This is a genomic window from Mesorhizobium temperatum (assembly GCF_002284575.1).
GTDB lineage: Bacteria > Pseudomonadota > Alphaproteobacteria > Rhizobiales > Rhizobiaceae > Mesorhizobium > Mesorhizobium temperatum.
On sequence record NZ_NPKJ01000038.1, the window covers coordinates 50,422 to 70,032 of the forward strand.

General features: G+C 61.3%; 20 protein-coding genes, 1 tRNA gene and 1 pseudogene. 13 read left to right on the forward strand and 9 right to left on the reverse strand.

The genetic code is table 11. The annotated features are described in order from the left end of the window. Positions 1-6: 6 nt before the first annotated feature. Complete coding sequence (locus CIT26_RS10790; RefSeq protein ID WP_095492566.1) at positions 7-453, reverse strand: iron-sulfur cluster assembly scaffold protein; 447 nt, start codon at positions 451-453, stop codon at positions 7-9. 241 nt (positions 454-694) lie between these two features. Between CIT26_RS10790 and folE the strand changes: the two genes are divergently transcribed. The 3 genes from folE to CIT26_RS10805 all read left to right on the forward strand — a co-directional run bounded on the left by folE (position 695) and on the right by CIT26_RS10805 (position 2,992). Further along, complete coding sequence (gene folE, locus CIT26_RS10795) at positions 695-1,330, forward strand: GTP cyclohydrolase I FolE (RefSeq protein WP_095492567.1); 636 nt, start codon at positions 695-697, stop codon at positions 1,328-1,330. Between the two features lie 138 nt (positions 1,331-1,468). After that, positions 1,469-1,939 (forward strand): phosphoribosyl-AMP cyclohydrolase, encoded by a 471-nt coding sequence (gene hisI / locus CIT26_RS10800; protein ID WP_095492568.1) that lies wholly within the window; start codon positions 1,469-1,471, stop codon positions 1,937-1,939. Between the two features lie 84 nt (positions 1,940-2,023). Next, positions 2,024-2,992 (forward strand): patatin family protein, encoded by a 969-nt coding sequence (locus tag CIT26_RS10805; protein WP_095492569.1) that lies wholly within the window; start codon positions 2,024-2,026, stop codon positions 2,990-2,992. Between the two features lie 34 nt (positions 2,993-3,026). Here CIT26_RS10805 and recJ read toward each other — a convergent pair whose 3' ends face one another. From recJ to CIT26_RS10830, 5 genes are all read right to left on the reverse strand, one after another. Continuing rightward, positions 3,027-4,811: a single-stranded-DNA-specific exonuclease RecJ gene (gene recJ, locus CIT26_RS10810; RefSeq protein ID WP_095492570.1), complete on the reverse strand. Its 1,785-nt coding sequence runs from the start codon at positions 4,809-4,811 to the stop codon at positions 3,027-3,029. A gap of 61 nt (positions 4,812-4,872) precedes the next feature. Next, positions 4,873-5,856: a class II fructose-bisphosphatase gene (glpX, locus tag CIT26_RS10815; RefSeq protein ID WP_095492571.1), complete on the reverse strand. Its 984-nt coding sequence runs from the start codon at positions 5,854-5,856 to the stop codon at positions 4,873-4,875. 140 nt (positions 5,857-5,996) lie between these two features. Then, positions 5,997-7,310, reverse strand: coding sequence for a homoserine dehydrogenase (locus tag CIT26_RS10820; protein ID WP_095492572.1), 1,314 nt, complete (start codon positions 7,308-7,310; stop codon positions 5,997-5,999). A gap of 47 nt (positions 7,311-7,357) precedes the next feature. After that, positions 7,358-8,575 (reverse strand): LL-diaminopimelate aminotransferase, encoded by a 1,218-nt coding sequence (locus CIT26_RS10825; RefSeq protein WP_095492573.1) that lies wholly within the window; start codon positions 8,573-8,575, stop codon positions 7,358-7,360. Between the two features lie 62 nt (positions 8,576-8,637). Then, the gene (locus CIT26_RS10830; RefSeq protein WP_245319346.1) at positions 8,638-9,075 is read right to left on the reverse strand and encodes a hypothetical protein; all 438 of its coding nucleotides are present in this window, start codon (positions 9,073-9,075) and stop codon (positions 8,638-8,640) included. A 66-nt stretch (positions 9,076-9,141) separates the two neighbouring features. On the opposite strand from CIT26_RS10830, the gene CIT26_RS10835 reads away from it, so the two are divergent. From CIT26_RS10835 to CIT26_RS10850, 4 genes are all read left to right on the forward strand, one after another. Then, positions 9,142-10,977: a PHA/PHB synthase family protein gene (locus CIT26_RS10835; RefSeq protein ID WP_095492575.1), complete on the forward strand. Its 1,836-nt coding sequence runs from the start codon at positions 9,142-9,144 to the stop codon at positions 10,975-10,977. A gap of 215 nt (positions 10,978-11,192) precedes the next feature. After that, positions 11,193-12,461, forward strand: coding sequence for a YcbK family protein (locus CIT26_RS10840; RefSeq protein WP_095492576.1), 1,269 nt, complete (start codon positions 11,193-11,195; stop codon positions 12,459-12,461). A gap of 188 nt (positions 12,462-12,649) precedes the next feature. Then, positions 12,650-12,724: transfer RNA gene (locus CIT26_RS10845), tRNA-Glu, on the forward strand. A 651-nt stretch (positions 12,725-13,375) separates the two neighbouring features. Beyond that, positions 13,376-13,834 carry a COG4315 family predicted lipoprotein gene (locus CIT26_RS10850; RefSeq protein ID WP_206072750.1) on the forward strand — a complete coding sequence of 153 codons (459 nt, stop codon included), beginning with the start codon at positions 13,376-13,378 and terminating at the stop codon, positions 13,832-13,834. Positions 13,835-14,121: 287 nt separating this feature from the next. Here the strand turns inward: CIT26_RS10850 and CIT26_RS10855 are convergent, their stop codons facing one another. Further along, positions 14,122-14,598: a hypothetical protein gene (locus tag CIT26_RS10855; RefSeq protein ID WP_095492578.1), complete on the reverse strand. Its 477-nt coding sequence runs from the start codon at positions 14,596-14,598 to the stop codon at positions 14,122-14,124. Between the two features lie 208 nt (positions 14,599-14,806). On the opposite strand from CIT26_RS10855, the gene CIT26_RS10860 reads away from it, so the two are divergent. Next, positions 14,807-14,971, forward strand: a complete 165-nt coding sequence (locus CIT26_RS10860; protein ID WP_082982500.1) for a type II toxin-antitoxin system antitoxin — start codon at positions 14,807-14,809, stop codon at positions 14,969-14,971. A gap of 15 nt (positions 14,972-14,986) precedes the next feature. Here CIT26_RS10860 and CIT26_RS10865 read toward each other — a convergent pair whose 3' ends face one another. Then, positions 14,987-15,280: a hypothetical protein gene (locus CIT26_RS10865; protein ID WP_095492579.1), complete on the reverse strand. Its 294-nt coding sequence runs from the start codon at positions 15,278-15,280 to the stop codon at positions 14,987-14,989. Positions 15,281-15,496: 216 nt separating this feature from the next. Between CIT26_RS10865 and CIT26_RS10870 the strand changes: the two genes are divergently transcribed. The 3 genes from CIT26_RS10870 (at position 15,497) to CIT26_RS10880 (ending at position 17,526) form a co-directional block, all read left to right on the forward strand. Further along, positions 15,497-16,126, forward strand: coding sequence for a hypothetical protein (locus tag CIT26_RS10870; protein WP_095492580.1), 630 nt, complete (start codon positions 15,497-15,499; stop codon positions 16,124-16,126). Between the two features lie 178 nt (positions 16,127-16,304). After that, complete coding sequence (locus CIT26_RS10875) at positions 16,305-16,745, forward strand: hypothetical protein (RefSeq protein ID WP_095492581.1); 441 nt, start codon at positions 16,305-16,307, stop codon at positions 16,743-16,745. Positions 16,746-16,851: 106 nt separating this feature from the next. Further along, on the forward strand, positions 16,852-17,526 hold the full coding sequence (locus CIT26_RS10880; RefSeq protein ID WP_143747827.1) for a hypothetical protein: 675 nt from the start codon (positions 16,852-16,854) through the stop codon (positions 17,524-17,526). 60 nt (positions 17,527-17,586) lie between these two features. Here CIT26_RS10880 and CIT26_RS10885 read toward each other — a convergent pair whose 3' ends face one another. After that, positions 17,587-18,429 carry an ATP-dependent DNA ligase gene (locus CIT26_RS10885; protein ID WP_245319347.1) on the reverse strand — a complete coding sequence of 281 codons (843 nt, stop codon included), beginning with the start codon at positions 18,427-18,429 and terminating at the stop codon, positions 17,587-17,589. 323 nt (positions 18,430-18,752) lie between these two features. Between CIT26_RS10885 and CIT26_RS10890 the strand changes: the two genes are divergently transcribed. Then, positions 18,753-19,067: a GYD domain-containing protein gene (locus tag CIT26_RS10890; protein WP_095492583.1), complete on the forward strand. Its 315-nt coding sequence runs from the start codon at positions 18,753-18,755 to the stop codon at positions 19,065-19,067. Between the two features lie 278 nt (positions 19,068-19,345). Then, positions 19,346-19,579 (forward strand): annotated as a pseudogene (locus tag CIT26_RS10895) (IS1595 family transposase); the annotation flags it as partial. Between the last annotated feature and the right edge of the window lie 32 nt (positions 19,580-19,611).

Genomic DNA, 19,611 nt, shown 5'->3' on the forward strand with positions numbered 1-19,611 from the left:
TGATGGCTACGCTGCCTGTTCGGCGCGCTTCTTCTCGATCTGGCCAATTGCATCGACCACCGCATCGAAGGTCAGCATGGTCGAGGCATGGCGCGCCTTATAGTCGCGCACCGGTTCGAGATATCTGAGGTCGGCGAAGCGGCCTTCGGGTGGCGCGCCGTTTTCCTTCAGCATCTTCAGCATCGTTTCGCGCACTGCGCGCAATTCATCCGCGCTGGCGCCGACGACATGCTGCGCCATGATCGAGGACGACGCCTGGCCAAGCGCGCAGGCTTTAACGTCATGGGCGAAATCGGTGACGACGCGGTCATCCATCTTCAGATCGACGGTCACGGTCGAGCCGCACAGCTTGGAATGCGCGCGCGCGGTTGCGTCGGGATGGTCGAGCCGGCCGATCCGCGCGATATTCCCGGCAAATCCCAGAATTTTCGCATTGTAGACGTCGTCGATCATATTTTTCCAATCCGTCGCCGCCAAGCGAACAGCGATTGCCGCTGACGGTCTTCCTTTCGCTCGGCACGATCATATATAATGCTGGTACTCGGGTATGGACAAGGCAACCAACAACCTCGTCCTTGCTCAAAATCACTTCACGCCGCTTACGGGCTGGAAACAGGGCACGTTTCTAACACCCGAAAGGTCGTGGTCCGTTCAACTCGTTCCTCCTGAGAGGGGAACTACGGGAGACGCCTTTATGGATGCCGTCATCAAGAAATTCATGCCCCCTTCCGCCTATATGGAAAAGCCGGTCACCGATCGGCCGACTGAGGCCGAAGCCGAGGCCGCGGTACGCACACTGTTGCGCTGGACCGGCGACAATCCGAACCGGGAGGGCCTGGTCGATACGCCAAAGCGTGTGGTGAAGGCCTATCGCGAAATGTTCGGCGGCTACGACAAGTGCCCGGCCGAGGAACTCGGCCGCACCTTCGAGGAAGTCGCCGGCTATGACGACCTTGTCCTGGTCAAGGATATAACGTTCCATTCGCATTGCGAGCACCACATGGTGCCGATCATCGGCAAGGCGCATGTCGGCTATCTGCCGGATGGCAAGGTTGTCGGCCTGTCCAAGATCGCACGCGTCGTCGATATCTTCGCCCAGCGCCTGCAGACCCAAGAAGCCATGACCGCACAGATCGCCGGCGTCATCCAGGACGTGCTCAATCCGCGCGGCGTCGCCGTCATGCTCGAAGCCGAGCATATGTGCATGGCCATGCGCGGCATCCGCAAGGAAGGCTCCACAACGCTGACCTCGACCTTCACCGGCGTCTTCAAGGACACGCCCGAGGAACAGGTCCGTTTCGTCACCATGGTGCGCGGCGGCAGGGGCTGAACGATCCTCGCCGGTCGGCTAGCCATGATCCCGAGAAGTGGGAACCCGTTCTCGGACAAGATCATGGCCAACAACAAGACAGGGCCTCGCCCATTCCGATCCTATCGGAATGGGCGAGGCTCTGAACAAGGACCGGCGATGTCGGCAGTGGAATTTCCGAAAGCTCCATCAGACAAGAAGGCACTGGAAGAAAGCACGGTCTTTTCGCCGCGCTTCGATGCCGACGGCCTCGTCACCGTCGTCGTCACCGATGCCGAAGACGGCATGCTGCTAATGGTCGCGCATATGAACGCCGAAGCGCTGGCGCTGACGCTGGAAACCGGTATTGCCCACTACTGGTCACGCTCGCGCAACGCTCTGTGGAAGAAGGGCGAAACGTCCGGGAATGTCCAGAACGTTGTCGAGATGCTCACGGATTGTGACCAGGACGCCATATGGTTGCGCGTCAAAGTGATGGGCCACGACGCAACCTGCCACACCGGCCGGCGTTCCTGCTTTTATCGGACGGTGGGGCTGATCGACGGCAAGGGGACGCTTGCCAGCGACGGTAGTAAGCCGCTGTTCGATGCGGAAGAAACGTATCGAAAGCCCCATGAACCATCCAAATGAACCATTCGCCGAACTGCAGCCTCGTATATTCATGATTTCGATACGGCCAGCCTGTATGTTGGCCGCGGGACAAGGGAGATTGTGATGCTCGAATGGGCGTCATCGCGCAACAGACCGGACGTTCGAGAGGCCAATGGCCTGTCATCGTCCGCCGGTGCATCCGAAACGAACCCCGCCAAGAAGACAGGCATTTCGCTGGCATTGGGCGGCGGCTGCGCGCGCGGCTGGGCCCATATCGGGGTGCTGCGCGCGCTCGACGAAGCCGGCATCGAAGTATCGATGATCGCCGGCACCTCGATCGGCGCGCTGGTCGGCGGCTGCTATCTTGCCGGCAAGCTGGATGAGCTGGAAGAATTCGCCAGAAGCCTGACCAAGCGGCGCATTTTTGGTCTTCTCGATCTCAATCTGCGCGGCAGCGGACTGTTCGGCGGCATGAAGCTCGATGCAAGGCTGCGCGAGCACATGGCCGGCATCCGTTTCGAGGATCTGCCGAAGCCTTTCGTCTGCGTCACCTCGGAGATCCGCACCGGCCATGAAATCTGGCTGTCGGGCGGGTCGCTGATTACCGCCATGCGCGCCTCCTATGCTCTGCCCGGCGTTTTCGAACCAGTCAGTTGCAACGGGCGCGTGCTGGTCGACGGTGCGCTGGTCAATCCGGTTCCGGTCTCGGTCTGCCGCGCCTACGAGCAGCCGCTCGTGGTCGCGGTGAACCTTCACTACGATCTGTTCGGCCGCGCCGCCGTCATCAAGCACAGCGCCGGCGAACTGGTCGTCGAAAAGGATGCGCCAAGGCCCGGCCAGATCGACGCAGGGCACCAGTACCAGACACGGCTCGGCATCACCGGCGTCATGGTCGAAGCCTTCAACATCATCCAGGACCGCATTTCGCGTGCGCGACTTGCCGGCGACCCGCCTGACATGTCGCTGCAGCCAAAGCTCAGCCATATCGGCCTGACCGAATTCCACCGCGCCGACGAGGCGATCCGCATCGGCTATCAGGTGACGATGGCCCAGATCGACGAGCTGGCCCGCCTGCAGACGGTTCTGGCTTAAACGCGATCCGCGCGGCAGAATCGGGAAGCGATCCTCAGGCGCGTGCGGCATCGACGATGCGGAACTGCACCGTGCGGTTGCCGTTCCAGTGATTGCCCGACAGCGAACCTGCGACGTGCACCGGCTTGCCCCTGTTCTTGAACAGGAATTCGCCGAGTGCCGTATCGATGGCGCGAAACGCGATCGCCTGGATGCGGCCGCCACTTTCCGACTGCAACTCGGCGCGGATGTGATTGGTGCCGACCGGCCTTGCATCGGCGAGGCGATGGCGCGGCAGCGCGAAGATCGGTGCGACATGCCCGGCGCCGAACGGGCCGGCTTTCTCCAATGCATCGAGCAAGCCGAGCGTCGCGCCCTCGGCGGCCAGCGCACCGTCGATCGCCAGGCTTTCCGCGCCTTGCAGCCGGAACACGTCGGCCGCCGCTCGTTCCTCGAAGAAGGCCCGGAGCGCGCCAAGCTTCGCCCGCTCCACTGTGATGCCGGCCGCCATGCCATGGCCGCCGCCCTTGACGATCAGCCCGGCAATGGCTGCCTCGCGCACCAGCCGGCCAAGGTCGAAGCCCGACACCGAACGGCCAGACCCCGTGCCGACGCCGTTGGCGTTGAAGGCGATGGCGAAAGCGGGCCGGCGCGCATGGTCCTTGAGACGCGAGGCCAGCAGGCCGACGATGCCCGGATGCCAATTGGAGCTGGCGGTGACGACGATGGCCGGCCCATTGCCGCCAGCAAGCTCCGCATCGGCCTCCACGCGTGCCGCGGCCAGCATTTCCAGTTCCATCTGCTGCCGCTCCTGATTGAGCCGGTCCAGCGTCTCGGCGATGGTGCGGGCCTCGACGGGATCGTCGGTGGCGAGCAGGCGGCTGCCGAGCGCTGCGTCGCCGATGCGCCCGCCGGCATTGATGCGCGGGCCAATCAGATAGGCCAGGTGGAAGGTGCTGACCGGCTCGCCGATGCGCGAGACCCGCGCCAGCGCCGCCAGCCCTTCGTTCCTCTGCTGGCGCGCCATCTGCAGTCCCTTGACCACGAAGGCGCGGTTGACGCCGGTCAGCGGCACCACGTCGCAAACGGTCGCCAGGGCAACGAGGTCGAGCAAACCGAGCAAGTCCGGCGGTGCGGCATCCGGCAACCGGCCGCGCAGGATCTTCGCCGTCTGCACCAGAGCCAGGAAGACGACGCCGGCGGCACAAAGATGGCCCTGCCCCGAAAGGTCGTCCTCGCGATTGGGATTGACGACCGCAACCGCTGCCGGCAACGGACCGCCGAGCTGGTGATGGTCGAGCACCACGACATCAGCACCCGCGGCCTTCGCCGCGTCGATGGAAATGGCGCTGTTGGTCCCGCAATCGACGGTGACGATCAGCGTTGCGCCGCGCGAGACGAGTTCGCGCATGGCTTCGGGGTTGGGACCGTACCCCTCGAAGATACGGTCCGGTATGTAGATCTCCGCTGGCACGGAGAAATGCGTGAGAAACCGCTTGAGCAGCGCCGACGAGGCGGCGCCATCGACATCGTAGTCGCCGAAGATCGCCACCTTTTCCCTGGCAATGATTGCCCCGGCGATGCGGGCGGCGGCCTTGTTCATGTCGGTCAGCGACGCCGGATCCGGCAAAAGGTCGCGGATGGTCGGATCAAGGAACCGCTCGGTCTGCTCGGCAGTCACGCCGCGCCCGGCAAGGACGCGCGCGACGATGTCCGGCACGCCACAGCCCTGCGCTATGGCAAGCGCAGTCATGTCCTGCCGCTCGGTCAGCCGGTGTTCCCAGGAAACACCTGATGCCGACTGCCTGACGTCGAGGAAGATACGATTTTCGCCCGTCATGCGACGCGCCGTCTGCGGATTGTCATTTCTCACAATATGCGACGGCTAGCCGAGTCGGGAATCAAAACTTTTCCAGATCCTGGTGCCTTGCCTTGATCTCGCGCACGGTGCGCGACGACGAACGCAGCACGATCGTATGCGTGGTGATGGAATTGCGACCGAACTTGACGCCGGCCAGCATATTGCCGTCGGTCACGCCGGTTGCCGCGAACAGGACGTCCCCGCGCGCCATGTCTTGCGCGCGGTAGACCCGCTTCGGATCCAAAATGCCCATCTTTGCCGCGCGCGCCAGCTTTTGCGGCGTGTCGAGGATCAGCCTTCCCTGCATCTGGCCGCCGGTGCAGCGCAACGCTGCCGCCGCCAGCACGCCCTCCGGGGCGCCGCCGGTGCCAAGATAGATGTCGATGCCGGTTTCGTCCGGATCGGTGGTGTGGATAACGCCGGCGACGTCACCATCGCCGATCAGCCGGATCGCAGCGCCCGTGGCGCGCACCGCCTCGATCAGCGCGCCATGGCGCGGCCGGTCGAGGATGCAGGCGGTGATCTCCGACACCGGCACGCCCTTGGCCCTGGCCAGGCTGGCGATGTTTTCGGCCGGCGAGGCATCGATATCGATGACGCCGTCCGCGTAGCCCGGGCCAATGGCGATCTTGTCCATATAGACGTCGGGCGCAAACAGGAGACTGCCCTTTTCCGCAATGGCGATGACGGCCAGCGCATTAGGCAGGTTCTTGGCGCAGACCGTCGTGCCTTCGAGCGGGTCGAGCGCGATGTCGACCGCCGGGCCTTTGCCGGAACCGACCTCTTCGCCGATATAGAGCATCGGCGCCTCGTCGCGCTCGCCCTCGCCGATCACCACCGTGCCGTTGATGGCGAGGCGGTTGAGCTCCTCGCGCATGGCGTCGACCGCAACCTGGTCGGCGGCCTTTTCGTCGCCGCGTCCGCGCAACCTTGCCGCCGCAACCGCTGCGCGTTCGGTGACACGCACCAGTTCCATGGTGAGTATCCGGTCAAGGCCGGCGACGATGTTCTGGGCGACGTTCATCGTGGACAATCCTCGTTGGCACATTGCCTCCCGCCAGAGGCGCGCCGGTTGTGTCAAAGCTCCATGACAACAGCAAGACCTGGGCGGGTCTTTTTTGAAAACGCAACGATATCAATCGATTGAAGGAGAAGGAGAAATCCCTATTCCGCCCGCTCGATGCGGATAACCTGCGGCTTGTCGGTCAGATGATCGTCCTTGGTGATGCCGTCAACAGCCTTGCGGACCGCCGCTTCCGTCGTCTCGTGGGTGACGAGGATCACCGTCTTCTGCAAGGCGGTATCCGGCCCGGCGGCGTGCTGCACGATCGATTCCAGCGAAATGTCGTTGTCGGCCATGCGCTTGGCGATGGCGGCAAAGACGCCGATGCGGTCGTGCACGGTCAGCCGGATGAAATAGCCGCCGGCATGGCTGCGCATCTGCGCCTTCTTGTACGGCCGCAATTCCTTCGCCGGCAGGCCGAAGACCGGACCGTGCTGGAAACCGGGGCGGCTCTTGGCGATGTCGGCAATATCGCCGACCACCGCCGATGCGGTGGCGTTGCCGCCGGCACCGGGACCGGAGAGCAGGAGTTCGCCCAGAATATCGGTTTCGATCGCCACCGCATTGGTGACGCCGTGCACCTGCGCGATGACCGAAGCCGTCGGCACCATGGTCGGGTGCACGCGCTGTTCGATACCGCTTTCCGTGCGTTGGGCGACGCCGAGCAGCTTTATCCGGTAGCCGAGATCGCTGGCCGCGCGGATGTCGGCCTGGCTGATGTTGGAAATCCCTTCCATGTAGATGTCGTTGGCGGCAATCCTCGTGCCGAAGGCAAGGCTGGTCAGGATCGACAGCTTGTGTGCGGTGTCGTGCCCTTCGATGTCGAAGGTCGGGTCGGCCTCGGCATAGCCCAGTCGCTGCGCGTCCTTCAGGCAAGCGTCGAACGACAGGCCCTCGGCCTCCATGCGGGTCAGGATATAGTTGCAGGTTCCGTTGAGGATGCCGAAGACACGGGTCACCGAATTGCCAGCCATCGCCTCGCGCATCGTCTTGATGACCGGAATGCCGCCCGCTACCGCCGCCTCGTAATTGAGCAGTACGCCCTTCTTCTCGGCGATCTCGGCCAGCGCGACGCCATGCTTGGCGAGCAGCGCCTTGTTGGCGGTGACGACGTGACGGCCGGCTTCAAGCGCTGCTTTTACGGATGATCGCGACGGCCCCTCGTCGCCGCCGATCAGCTCGACGAAGACATCGATGTCGGCGGCCTGCGCCATTGCTACCGGATCGTCGAACCATTTGGCCGCGCCGAGGTCGACGCCGCGGTCGCGTTTGCGATCGCGGGCCGAAACGGCTGACACGACGACCTCGCGGCCGCATTGCCGCGTCAGTTCCGCCGCCTTGTCGCGCAGCACGCGCGCCACCGACGCGCCGACGGTGCCGAGACCGGCGATTCCAACACGCAACGCTTCAGCCATGTCCGGCGACGCCCCTCAAGGATTTGGTCGATGTGATCTGTGGCCACTCAACGATGCGCGGCGAGTGGCACCACATTGTTGGGCTGTTTGGCGCTGGACGCCAGGAAGCGCTTGATGTTGCGCGCCGCCTGCCGGATCCGGTGCTCGTTCTCGACCAGCGCGATGCGCACATGATCGTCGCCATGCTCGCCGAAGCCGACGCCCGGCGCCACCGCCACGTCGGCGTGCTCGATCAGAAGCTTGGAGAATTCGAGCGAACCGAGATGCTTGAACGGCTCCGGGATCGGCGCCCAGGCGAACATCGATGCCGCCGGCGCCGGGACGATCCAGCCGGCGCGGCTGAAGGCGTCGACCATGACGTCGCGGCGTTTGTGGTAGATGTCGCGCACTTCAGCGATATCGGCGCCGTCGCCGTTGAGCGCGTGCGCGGCCGCCACCTGGATCGGCGTGAAGGCGCCGTAGTCTAGATAGGATTTCACCCTGGTCAGCGCCGAGATCAGCCGCTCGTTGCCGACGGCAAAACCCATGCGCCAGCCGGGCATGGAAAAGGTCTTCGACATCGAGGTGAACTCGACCGCCACCTCGATCGCGCCCGGCACCTGCAGCACCGAAGGCGGCGGATTGCCGTCAAAATAAATTTCCGAATAGGCAAGGTCCGACAGGATGATGATGTCGTTCTTCTTTGCGAAGGCCACCACCTCCTTGTAGAAATCGAGCGAGGCGACCTGCGCCGTCGGGTTCGACGGGTAATTGAGGATCAACGCCAGCGGCTTCGGGATCGAATGGCGGATGCCGCGCTCCAGCGCCGGAATGAAGCCGTCGTCCGGCTCCACCTGCAACGAGCGGATGACGCCGCCCGACATGATGAAGCCGAAAGCGTGGATCGGATAGGTCGGGTTGGGGCACAGGATCACGTCGCCGGGCGCGGTGATCGCCTGCGCCATATTGGCAAAGCCTTCCTTCGAGCCCAGCGTCGCCACCACTTGCGTGTCCGGGTCGAGTTTCACGCCGAAACGGCGGGCATAGTAATTGGCCTGTGCGCGGCGCAGGCCCGGAATGCCGCGCGACGACGAATACCGGTGCGTGCGCGGATCGCGCACGACCTCGCACAATTTATCGACGATGGCCTTGGGCGTCGGCAGGTCCGGATTGCCCATGCCAAGGTCGATGATGTCGGCGCCGCGCGAACGGGCACTGGCCTTCAGCCGGTTGACCTGCTCGAAGACATAGGGCGGAAGCCGGCGGACCTTGTGAAATTCTTCCATGTCAATTCCAGACGGTCAAAGTGGTTTTTGGCAAAGGTGCTTGTCGGTCGCGCGATATAACCCTATTTGCAGGTAGGGTCGAGGGCCGGATCGCATTTGGCTTCGATCTGCTTTAGCGCGTCGATGCCGTGCTTCCTTGCCAGTGTGTTCAGCGCCGCCTGGTTCGTGGCCTTGACCGCGCCGCCTTTTGAGCCCTGCGCCTGCTCGTCGGCTTTCAACTGGGCGAGCTTGGCGTTCCTTTCCGCCTCGGTGAACTGCTCTGCCGCTGCCTGTGGCGGGATATTCAGGTTCGGATAGGTGCCGGTGTTCTTTGGCCCGTCGCTAGCCGCGACAGGCCTAGCGCCCTCGATGTTGGCGCTCGAACAGCCGGCGATCGCCAGCAGGACGATCGCCGCCCCCATGCGGCAAAAACGACCAGTGCCAGAAAAACCAGTGGTAGAAAAAACAGCGTCGCCAATATTAATCGTCATATTGTTTCCTTGGCAGCCGAGGTAGAGCACGTTGGACCCTGTCGGATATCCCATGGTAATATGTCAAGAAAACGCTTCGGGAGGAACCCGCCAACTATGTCCAAAACACCCGATTCGGGAAAGACGGAAGATGAGCGGCCTTCCACCGTCGAGCAATATCTGGTGAAGGACCCGGAACGCTTCGCCTTGAACATGGCGCGCATGATCGAGCAGGCCGGCAAGGCGGCCTCTGCATGGGCCGAGCCGCGGGAAAAAGGCGAGGTGCGCGATCATGTCGCCGAGCCGGTCGTCGATATGGTGAAGACCTTCTCCAAGCTCAGCGAATACTGGCTTTCCGATCCGCAGCGCGCGCTGGAGGCGCAGACGCGGCTGTTCTCCGGCTACATGACCGTCTGGGCCAACTCGATCCAGCGCCTCAGTGCCGGCGGCGAAAATGCCGACGACTCGGTCAAGCCCGAGCTCGGCGACAAGCGCTTCCAGGACCCGGAATGGGGCCGCAACGCTTTCTTCGATTTCCTCAAGCAGGCCTATCTTGTCACCTCGCGCTGGGCGAACGAGCTGGTCGAGCACGCCGATGGCCTGGACGAGCACACCCGGCACAAGGCCAGCTTTTACGTCAAGCAGGTGTCCAACGCCATCTCGCCGTCGAATTTCATCCTGACCAACCCGGAGCTGTTTCGCGAGACCATCGCTTCGAACGGCGAAAACCTGGTGCGCGGCATGAAGATGCTGGCCGAGGACATCGCCGCCGGCAAGGGCGACCTGAAACTGAGGCAGGCAGATTACTCGTCCTTCGAGATCGGCAAGAACCTGGCCACGACACCCGGCAAGGTGGTGGGCCGCAGCGATGTCGCCGAGATCCTGCAATACGATCCGGCGACCGAGACCGTACTCAACCGGCCGCTGCTGATCTGCCCGCCATGGATCAACAAATTTTACATTCTCGATCTCAACCCGCAAAAATCCTTCATCCGCTGGGCGGTCGAGCAGGGCCATACCGTCTTCGTCATCTCCTGGATCAACCCGGACGAGCGCCACGGCACCAAGAGCTGGGAGGCCTATATCAGAGAGGGCCTGCAATACGGCCTGGACACGATCGAAAAGGCCACCGGTGAAAAGGACATCAACGCCGTCGGCTATTGCGTCGGCGGCACGCTTCTGGCGGCGGCCCTGGCGCTGATGGCGCAGGAAGGCGACCACCGCATCAAATCGGCCACCTTCTTCACCACGCAGGTCGATTTCACCTATGCCGGCGACCTGAAAGTGTTCGTCGACGAGGAGCAGGTCGCGGCCGTCGAAAAGGCAATGAACGAGAAAGGCTATCTCGACGGCACCAAGATGGCGACCGCCTTCAACATGCTGCGCTCGGGCGACCTGATCTGGCCCTATGTCGTCAACAACTACATGCGCGGCAAGGATCCCCTGCCCTTCGACCTGCTCTACTGGAACGCCGATTCGACCCGCATGGCCGCGGCCAATCATTCCTTCTACCTGCGCAATTGCTATCTCGAGAACAGACTTTCGCAAGGCATGATGGAGCTGGCGGGCCGCGTCGTGTCGCTGAAGGATATTACCATCCCGGTCTACAACCTCGCCTCGAAGGAAGACCATATCGCACCGGCGCTTTCGGTGTTCCTCGGTTCGAAGTATTTCGGCGGCGATGTCGACTACGTCATGGCCGGCTCCGGCCACATCGCCGGCGTCGTCAATCCGCCGGCGGCGCAGAAGTATCACTACTGGACCGGCGGCAAGCCGGCGGGCGACTTCGACCAGTGGCTCGCCGGGGCGACAAACCATCCCGGCTCCTGGTGGCCGCACTGGCAACGCTGGATCGAGGCCAAGGACAACACCCGCGTGCCGGCGCGTAAACCCGGCAATCACATGAAAACCCTGGGCGATGCGCCAGGCACCTATGTCAAGGTGCGAGTGTAACCTTCTGTAATGTGTGGTGAGTTGACGCGCCGGTAAAAGAGGGCGAAATGGAGCCGTCAACCCTTAAGCAGCCCTGATTCCTCTCTAGCCGTCGAAATACTCTGGGGCTTGCGGATTTGACACAGGTCTCGTTTCCGTCCGGGGACAAGGGTTAATTTCGGCGAGACGTTCCGACGCCGCGCCAATGATTTACCGGCCGGACACCGAGGGGGAATTTGGTTTTGAAATCAGCAGGATCGCGCCTCGCGAAGGGAGAAAGCCGCCCCATTGCGGCCGCGCTTTTCTCCGTGCTCCTGGCGTCCTGTACCTCGGCCGGCGACCCGTCCCTGTCAGTCGGCATGCCCGGTTATAACGCCTCTGCTACGGATATCAGCACGGCCTCTGGTACCCAACAGGTCGCCGTTGATTCGTCGTCGCAGATCACGACTTCACAGATGACGATGACCGCCGAGGGTGACGCAAGCCTTCCCGCGCAGGTCGCTTATGTGCCAATGGCCAAGCCGGGAACCCAGGGGGGAGCCCCCCAGGGAGGCGCCAAGTCCGATGCCGGCTTCCCCGTCACGGCTCCTGCGCGCGCAGATGCGACTGCGGGCCAGACGCCGCAGCCACAGGAACAGTCGGCGCAGACGGTTGAACAGGCCGACGCTGCTGCGCAGAAGACTGAAACCGCCGATGCAGGCACGGCCGCGCCGAAGTCCAAAGCCGAGGCCGCCGCGCCGGCGATGAACAACCCGGTTTATGTGACCGCCGGAGAGCCGCAGCCGCAAGCCTATGCGCCGAAGAAGAAGGGGTTCCTCGCCTCTTTGTTCAGCGCCACGCCCGCTTCGGCGGCCCCTGCCCCGCAGGCCAACAACAGGTCGGGCGACAAACCGGCATCCGCCCCGCCCAAGGCGGCGGCGGCAAAGCCGACCATCACCTTAGCCTCGGCCAAATCGGCTGAAAAGCCGGTGCAACTGGCTTCGGTCGGCGACACCAGCCATTTCACCGACGACGCCCTGCCTGGCGTACGCAAGACCGCACTGTTCGAGATCAAGCGCAAATCCGGCCTCGACGACGATAGCGATGTCGATCTGAACGAGGATGAAGGCGGCGCCTATCAGGTGGCATCCGCTGCCGGGCTTGCCCGGCTGGCGCCCAACGGTCTTTTGAAGCAGACCGAGAATGTCGACGTTGCCTGCCTGAAGCCGTCGCTGGTCCGCGTGCTCAAGACGATCGAGGGCCACTACGGCAAGAAGATGATCGTCACCTCCGGCTACCGTGACCCGGCCCGCAACCGCCGCGCCAACGGCGCCAAGAATTCGCTGCACATGTATTGCGCCGCTGCCGACATCCAGGTTCCAGGCGTCTCGAAAGCGCAACTGGCAAGCTACATCCGCAGCATGCCCGGGCGCGGCGGCGTCGGCACCTACTGCCATACCGAATCCGTTCACATCGACGTCGGTCCCGAGCGCGACTGGAACTGGCGCTGCCGCCGGCGGCGGTAACGGCTGGTTCTTCCTCGTTTATGAAACGTCCGCAATGCGCCGTCTCACGACGGCATACTGTGCCGCGTCGAACCGGGCTAAATCGCCGAAAATGCGCGGTTTTGCGGCCACTGAAAAAAGTTGTCGCCGGCGGCTGCAGACGGGTTGCCGGTTTGGTGCAACGCAACTATAAGCGCTCACATCTGAGCGCGCCCATCGTCTAGCGGTCAGGACACCGCCCTTTCACGGCGGTAACAGGGGTTCGATTCCCCTTGGGCGTACCAGAGATGTCAAGCACTTAGCGAAAAACCCCCGTTCCTGTCCAATATCTGGCCAATTTCCTACTTGGGCTGGTCGAATCGTCTCGTCTTGAGAAAGCTGCGCATGGCCGGTAGCCCTCTTCCACCAGCAAATCCGTCCGCGCTCGGACTTCATATGACAACCAAACAGCTCGCCGGCTCCTGGTGTGGCTCGGCGAACAACAGGAAATCGTGGAGAGGGCATGGATATTCGGGTCGCGGTTCTCAGGGCAGCGGCGTGAAAAGGATACCTCCACTGGGCCGGACGTTGACCTTGCAGTTGAACTTTGGCTCGGCCCCGACCCCGAAGAACCTGACCGTTGGTTGTACGAATTGCTTCGTCGCTTGCGCGAGTTCCTCGATAAGAACGGTGCTGCCCTAGATCTCAGTTCAAACAGGGGGAACCCAACTTTGTCCAGCTAGAGTTCTGCATAGAGGGATCTTCGATCCCTGGTTACGTGGCCGAGGGCGCGACACTGATTTACCCTTCGACGGAATGGAAAAGCTCGCCACCGTGAGGCAGCGGGCCGCACTCCGTAATCAAAACTTCACGGAATAGAGAGGGTACCTGAAACGTTGTTGATAAAGAGACGACGAAGACGTGGGTTGGGGCGATCCTGAAAAAGGAGGAAGATGATGAACCGGGCATTGATGATCGTTACCGCTACCGGCGCCGCTTTTGGATTTCTGCCAGTGACGGTGCTGGCGGTGGATGTCGCGCAAGCTGCGGACGCGGCGGAGATTCAGATTTCCGAAAAGGCTCCTCTCGGCAAGTTCCTGACCGACGCTAAGGGCGTCAGCCTTTATCTGTTCGAGGCCGATTCCAAGGCCACCAGCAAATGCTACGAGGCCTGCGCACAGGCTTGGCCTCCCCTCCTTACGGACGGAACGCCGGTCGCAGACGACCAGCTCGATGCCGGGATGCTTTCCACCACTAAGCGCAAAGATGGTTCGACCCAGGTAACCTACAACGGCTGGCCGCTCTATTATTTCGCCAAGGACCAGGCGGCCGGTGACACTCAAGGCCAAGATGTGGAGGGCTTCGGGGCGGAGTGGTACCTTATTTCGCCGGAAGGTGAGAAGGTCCACGATTAACGGAGAATGCCCGCTAAAGGGAGGTCATCGATATGCGCCTGCTCATCCTGTTTTCGGTATTGCTTTTGACTGCCTGCATGACAGCACCACGCAGCGAGGCTCCGACCGCGCCGCCTACCGCGTCCACATCGAACGGGAGCGGTGGCAGTGGGGGTAGCGGAGGTGGCGGCTATTAAGGTCGGTTGCAAATCCGAAATGATTTCGGATTTGGAGCTGAACCGAACTTAACCGCCTCAGCAAAACGCCCGCCACCGTGAGGCAGCGGGCTATGACAGTTTTTGTTGGGTTCAGTGATGGTCGCTCAAGCCACGGTTTCTACGAGGTTGCTTGGTGATCGGATGCGCTGCAAGAAACGCCTCATCTGCCGCGACGAGCCTGGCGACTTCAACCGCACTGATCGGCAGATATCGGTCCTTTGCGGCTTCTCGCTTCCATTGAACGGCCAGGAGATCGGGTGCTGGAACTCGGATTTGATCGGCCACAGCCTGCCGGCTCCTGTCGACGCTGATCATCCGTTTGTGAGAATAGGCTCTAGATCTATCCTCGTCCTCTAGGACGTACATCGCGTGAATGCTTTTCGCTTGCCAGTAAGCCGTTTCCGCTCTTGTGAGGTCGGTGACAGCATCAGCCTTCCGCCAAGGAAGGCGGCGCGCCTGACGCATGAGCTGATTGTGGTGCGTGTCGATGAGGGCGGCATCGGGTAGCGGATCAAGGCACTGCTGCACAAATGCAGCCAGCGCCTTCGTCTTGACGGCGGCGCTCATGCTGCATCGCCTTTCTCTGCCTGCATCATGGACAGCAAGACGGTCAGGTTAAGCAGACAGCGGCGGTTGACATCGGGCATGCCTTCGGCGGCTGCCCGAACGGTAATGTTCGGCATTGGGTTTTCTCCCGTGGTTTAGTTTGCTTACCCTCTCACAATCTCATACAATGTCATCAATCGTCAACTACATTGTATGAGGATCGCACACCATGGTCAGAACGGCACCGATTTCGTTCCGCATCGAACAGGGGTTGAAAAATGCCCTGGAGGAAGCGGCGAAGGATGACATGCGGTCTGTGTCATCGATGGTCGAGAAGATCCTGACCACGTATCTGCGGGAAAAGGGCTACCTGCCGAAAGGCGCAGCAGAATAGCTATGCTCGTCACCGTCAGCCGGGAGGAGTGTAGAGCGGCTCTCTGCATCGATGAACCAAGCACTGGCCATCGCGCGTCGGCACAAACGCTACCGCTGGGATTTCCGACCAGTCGCACGCATTGCTGTACTGGCGGACGTAGAGGGCATAGGTGTTCGGGCCGGTGGTCAGCACCGCCGAGCCATGGCTCTGGATTAGCGCCTGCGTCTGTTGGCAGGTCATGGCGCGGGTGTCCGGCCTGGCCTGGGCGAGGGTTGTGAAGGCAAGCGTGACCGCTGCCGAGGTCAACGCAATCCGGCGAATGGACATGACGAGACTCCCATGATGAGCCATTTGGTTGACAAACTCGCATGTCGCAGGGCAGCTGTGCAATGGCGGCCGCTGGCGTGAGGCTCAAGGGGCGGCGGCATAGGCAGCTGAAACTAACGGCGGCAGACCTTGCGGGCACGCCCCTTTTAGCGTTCAGTTGCGTGCGGGGAAGAAACATGCATAAACGATATCTTTAGTGGCACTGGCTATTGCTGGATGTCAGTCCACACCGGCTTATGTGGTCTTCAAGCCTGGGTTGATCTCAACTCAACCCAGACCGCGACCGATCAATGCAAAATCAATTCGTTCAGAGAGATCCCGCAGTCGCTGGCGACCGACGTTAACCCCGGCTACAACAATCCCGGCACGATCCAATGCAACACGTATGGCACTATGACGACCTGCAACCGGGTCGGAGCCATAAACATCCCCAGCACGACCTATGACGTGAATTCCGAACTGCGAGACCGCTACATTGTTCGCTGCCTGGAGGGCCAAGGATTCGGCGTCAAGCTTGCGAGGGCGTGCGGCACCAAATCCGAGGTAACGAAAGCTCTTGCGGATCGGGCGGCAGGTCAGTTCCCAACGTGCGCTGTTAGATTAGGACGGAAACCGATGCCCGCAACGAAAGACCAGTGGAAGGCTTTCCGAGAAGAACTTAGCCAGCAGCTTAAAGATGAGCGCCGGTTCATCGCCAATGCCGAAGCAGGGAAAACCGGCATTTGGACCGTTCAGCCGGGCAAGGGAAAAGTCGACACCACGGCCGCTCATGTGGAGATATCGAGGCGGGCAGTCCTGGCCCTCGAGGGCGTGATTGCCAAGATCGATCAGGACCATCTGGCGTAAGCCCCGCACGATCTAGCGCCTCTTCTGCTTCGGCGTGATCTCCCAACCCGCCAATGAGCCGGTTAGCCAGCGTTTGAAACACGCTTGTCCATCATCGTCGGGTGAGATTAAATCCCTCGGCGCGACCGGGGCGCAGAAAACAGGGGCGGCGCGCGCGGCGCGCAAGGGGGGAGCATTGATGCACAGAGATGACGTCTTCGTCGCAGGAGGGCAACCAACGGTCACCTACGTTGATCGGCAAGAACTACATGTCGAACGAAGCCTTGCTCGAGCTTTGGCTACTCCCAACCAGATCGTTTCCCTCGCCGGCCCCACGAAGACCGGTAAGACCGTTCTCTGCAAGAAAATGCTCGGAGAGCGAGAATGCGTTTGGATAGACGGCGGCCAGATTAAAAGGGCCGACGATCTCTGGACCAAAATCACGGCCGAACTGAACATTCCATTTGAACGAGCCTCAAGCCGCGAAGTGGCGACGCAAGTTGAGGGCGGAGTTTCTGTGTCTATCGTGAGCGCTGGAGGCTCCAGGCTGTCGTCGCAGACGGCGGAGAACCTGCATCGTGTAGATGGTATGGCGGAAGCACTTTTGATGATGCAGCAACGCCGCATTCCTGGTCATTGACGACTTCCACTACATCGACCCCGAGTCGCGAAAGGAGGTCGTCAGAAATCTGAAAGGGGCAATTTATAATGGTCTCAAGGTGTTGCTCCTTTCGGTCGCTCATCGAGTGTTCGACGCCATATCGGCCGAATCCGAATTAACTGGACGGTTCATCTCCGTGACACTCCCGGAGTGGAACCCAGGCGAGCTTGAGCAAATTGCAACACTCGGCTTTCGCGAATTGAAAGTTGATTGTCCGGGTGAGATCGTGGCGACCATTGTGGCCGAAAGTCAGTCGTCGCCGTTTCTGATGCAGAAATTTTGCTGGGAAATTTGCTTCGACAATGACGTCGAAAAGCCGTCGCTGTTCGGCCGAACGAGGATCTCCGCTGAGTACGACCTGAAGTCGATGTTTACCCGTATCGCTCAGGACGCCGGCCTCCCGATCTACCAGAAGCTCGTCGCTGGGCCCCAAGCGCGAAAAGAGCGACTGAAACGCCCGCTAAAAAGCGGTGAGGAAGCCGACATTTACGAAGCAACTCTGCTGGCCATCGCAGAGACCGGGCCATTGCCGTCGATCAGCTACGACGACCTCCGGTCGAAGCTGAGCAACTTGCTTACCGAGATGATGCCGCAGAAACATGAAATTACGTCCGCCCTGAAGCATCTTGCGAATATATCGCTCAAGGGTGGACTTTCCTCGGCCGTCGACTGGGATGAAGAACGTCGCGAGGTGAGCATTGCCGATCCATATCTTCGCTTTTTTCTGCGCTGGCAAGTCCGCGGAACCGCACCGATGTAGTGCGGGAGCTAGTTTGCGAAATCGACGAAGAGACCGCCCGGCCGGCGCCAAACAGGCAATCTACCCCCCTCGTTCGAAGGTTGGCTTCCAGTCGCGATTGCGCGCCCGCTGCTGGCCTTCGTAGTCAGGAATGCATGTGAAGAACACCTGCCGGCGGTCACGACCGGCAGCGTTGCAATTTGAGCAGACAAAGAGCCCGACCAGGTCGTCATGCATCGAGCCGTGGTCACGGCCGAGCCTGTCGATCAGCGCCTGGATGTCGAGCTTCGTCGATTTGCAGCACATCGGGTGTCCGCAATTGACATAGAAGGTTTCGCGGGCGGCCAGAGTGTCGGCGAGGGTCTTTCGAGGCATGGCGATCTCCGTTGAAGGGCTCGCCGCAACGGGAGGATTATATTCCTGAATGCTGATCCCTTGCCACTGGTCGCTAACTCTCATCCCAAAAATCCTGCAGCGAGGCCCGGCGTGCTCCTGGACGCGCTTCCAAAGCCGCTCCCGCATCTCGCGATTGACGCTGACGAAGGCGCTGCCGACATATTTCCGTGTGCCTGGGTCAGCCATCAGAGCAAACGCGGGCTTGCCCCTCTTGAGGTGCAGCAGATCGAAGGCAACGAAATAGAGATCGTGCTGGCGACGGGTGATTGCCTTCCGCAGCTCGGCAAAGTCCGAATGGCCTTCCTTGTCGAGAACGATCACCTCGCCATCGATGATGACGTTCTGGACGTTCAGCCCCTTGGCTGCCTCGGTCAGGTCGCGGTACTTGGCCGTCCAATCAAGGCCGCGCCTGGTGAACATGCGGACCTCGCCGCTGTCGATGATGATTTGAGAGCGGTAGCCGTCGAATTTTACCTCGTGAGTCCATCCGTCACCTTGGGGCGGCTTGGCTACCAAGGTCGGCATCATCGGAGGAATAAACTCTAGCCGGCCAGTCCCGGCACTCACTCGTCTACCCACAGATTCGAGTCTAGGCCGGCCCGAACTGGCGAATAGGGGAACGGATCATGATCATTTTACTAAATTAGCAATGATGCATGAAATCGCCTATAATTCGCTCCAGCCGGCGAGTGCGAGACCTCACGAGCCGGTTAGGCCTGGCGGCCGGTTGGTTCACCCCCGAAGGCTGTCGGGCCATTCACAGACCACTGTAAATTGGTAGCGAAAAGATAAATAACTCCGTGTTGGTCAAATATTGATATGACACGAGTATAAGCTTTGGAGGAATACCCATGAAAGTGACTATATTGGCAAACTATGCGCCCAATGCCTATAAAGGATTGATACAGGGCTCAGACCGAGAAGCTGCAATCAAGACGCTTTTTGAAAGCGTTGGCGGCAAGGTTTCCGGTGTGATGTTTACTCGCGGCGCCTATGATATCGTGGTCAATGCTGAGGTGCCGGACCAGGCCGCTGGGATGGGGCTAGCCCTGGCGGTGCGGGCAAGCGGCTCGGTGACCGACCTCGTTGTCCTCGAAGAGCTCGACATGAAGGCGGTGCTTGCAGCGGCCAACAAAGCTGCCAAAGTTTACAAGCCCGCCGGCTGATTGGACTAACTGTGCATTGATGGCAGCACGGTTTCGATTGAACCAAGCCCTGCTGCCGAGCGAGGAAGCTGTGTTGGCCTGCTCTACGGCCCAGAGCCTATCCATGAGGGCGAAGCACTCGCGAAGGCCAATCATCGAGACCGTCGAAAGGCTAAGCCGGTAACGACCTATGGAAAGAAAGCCCGCGCCTCCGGAAGAGGACGCGGGCTGATCGGAGGACACCGATCTCGCAGCATGTGCCTGCGAAAACATGCTGCAGATGCCCAAACTATCGTCTCACGATCTTCGAGGAAACCCACCTGCCGCTGCACAAGTGGCTACAGGCAATCCACCTTATGTGCTCATCCAAGAAGGGCATCAGCGCCCATCAGCTGCACCGCGTTCTGGAATGCACCTACAAGACCGCGTGGTTCCTGGCCCATCGCATTCGCGAGGCAATGCGCTCGGATGACTTCATGCCGATGGGCGGCGACGGCAAGACCGTCGAGGCGGACGAAACCTACATTGGCCGCCGCGTGACGTTCCGGTCAACAAGGGCTTATTG

What these genes read in the sequence shown, in the direction of transcription:
- CIT26_RS10870 (WP_095492580.1), top strand. Translation starts at nt 15,497, where the DNA reads ATGTCAGTCCACACCGGCTTATGTGGTCTTCAAGCCTGGGTTGATCTC.
- folE (WP_095492567.1), top strand. Translation starts at nt 695, where the DNA reads ATGGATGCCGTCATCAAGAAATTCATGCCCCCTTCCGCCTATATGGAA.
- CIT26_RS10850 (WP_206072750.1), top strand. Translation starts at nt 13,376, where the DNA reads ATGAACCGGGCATTGATGATCGTTACCGCTACCGGCGCCGCTTTTGGA.
- recJ (WP_095492570.1), bottom strand. Translation starts at nt 4,811, where the DNA reads ATGACGGGCGAAAATCGTATCTTCCTCGACGTCAGGCAGTCGGCATCA.
- glpX (WP_095492571.1), bottom strand. Translation starts at nt 5,856, where the DNA reads ATGAACGTCGCCCAGAACATCGTCGCCGGCCTTGACCGGATACTCACC.
- CIT26_RS10885 (WP_245319347.1), bottom strand. Translation starts at nt 18,429, where the DNA reads ATGATGCCGACCTTGGTAGCCAAGCCGCCCCAAGGTGACGGATGGACT.
- hisI (WP_095492568.1), top strand. Translation starts at nt 1,469, where the DNA reads ATGTCGGCAGTGGAATTTCCGAAAGCTCCATCAGACAAGAAGGCACTG.
- CIT26_RS10825 (WP_095492573.1), bottom strand. Translation starts at nt 8,575, where the DNA reads ATGGAAGAATTTCACAAGGTCCGCCGGCTTCCGCCCTATGTCTTCGAG.
- CIT26_RS10855 (WP_095492578.1), bottom strand. Translation starts at nt 14,598, where the DNA reads ATGAGCGCCGCCGTCAAGACGAAGGCGCTGGCTGCATTTGTGCAGCAG.
- CIT26_RS10805 (WP_095492569.1), top strand. Translation starts at nt 2,024, where the DNA reads ATGCTCGAATGGGCGTCATCGCGCAACAGACCGGACGTTCGAGAGGCC.
- CIT26_RS10820 (WP_095492572.1), bottom strand. Translation starts at nt 7,310, where the DNA reads ATGGCTGAAGCGTTGCGTGTTGGAATCGCCGGTCTCGGCACCGTCGGC.
- CIT26_RS10890 (WP_095492583.1), top strand. Translation starts at nt 18,753, where the DNA reads ATGAAAGTGACTATATTGGCAAACTATGCGCCCAATGCCTATAAAGGA.
- CIT26_RS10790 (WP_095492566.1), bottom strand. Translation starts at nt 453, where the DNA reads ATGATCGACGACGTCTACAATGCGAAAATTCTGGGATTTGCCGGGAAT.
- CIT26_RS10875 (WP_095492581.1), top strand. Translation starts at nt 16,305, where the DNA reads ATGCACAGAGATGACGTCTTCGTCGCAGGAGGGCAACCAACGGTCACC.
- CIT26_RS10865 (WP_095492579.1), bottom strand. Translation starts at nt 15,280, where the DNA reads ATGTCCATTCGCCGGATTGCGTTGACCTCGGCAGCGGTCACGCTTGCC.
- CIT26_RS10835 (WP_095492575.1), top strand. Translation starts at nt 9,142, where the DNA reads ATGTCCAAAACACCCGATTCGGGAAAGACGGAAGATGAGCGGCCTTCC.
- CIT26_RS10860 (WP_082982500.1), top strand. Translation starts at nt 14,807, where the DNA reads ATGGTCAGAACGGCACCGATTTCGTTCCGCATCGAACAGGGGTTGAAA.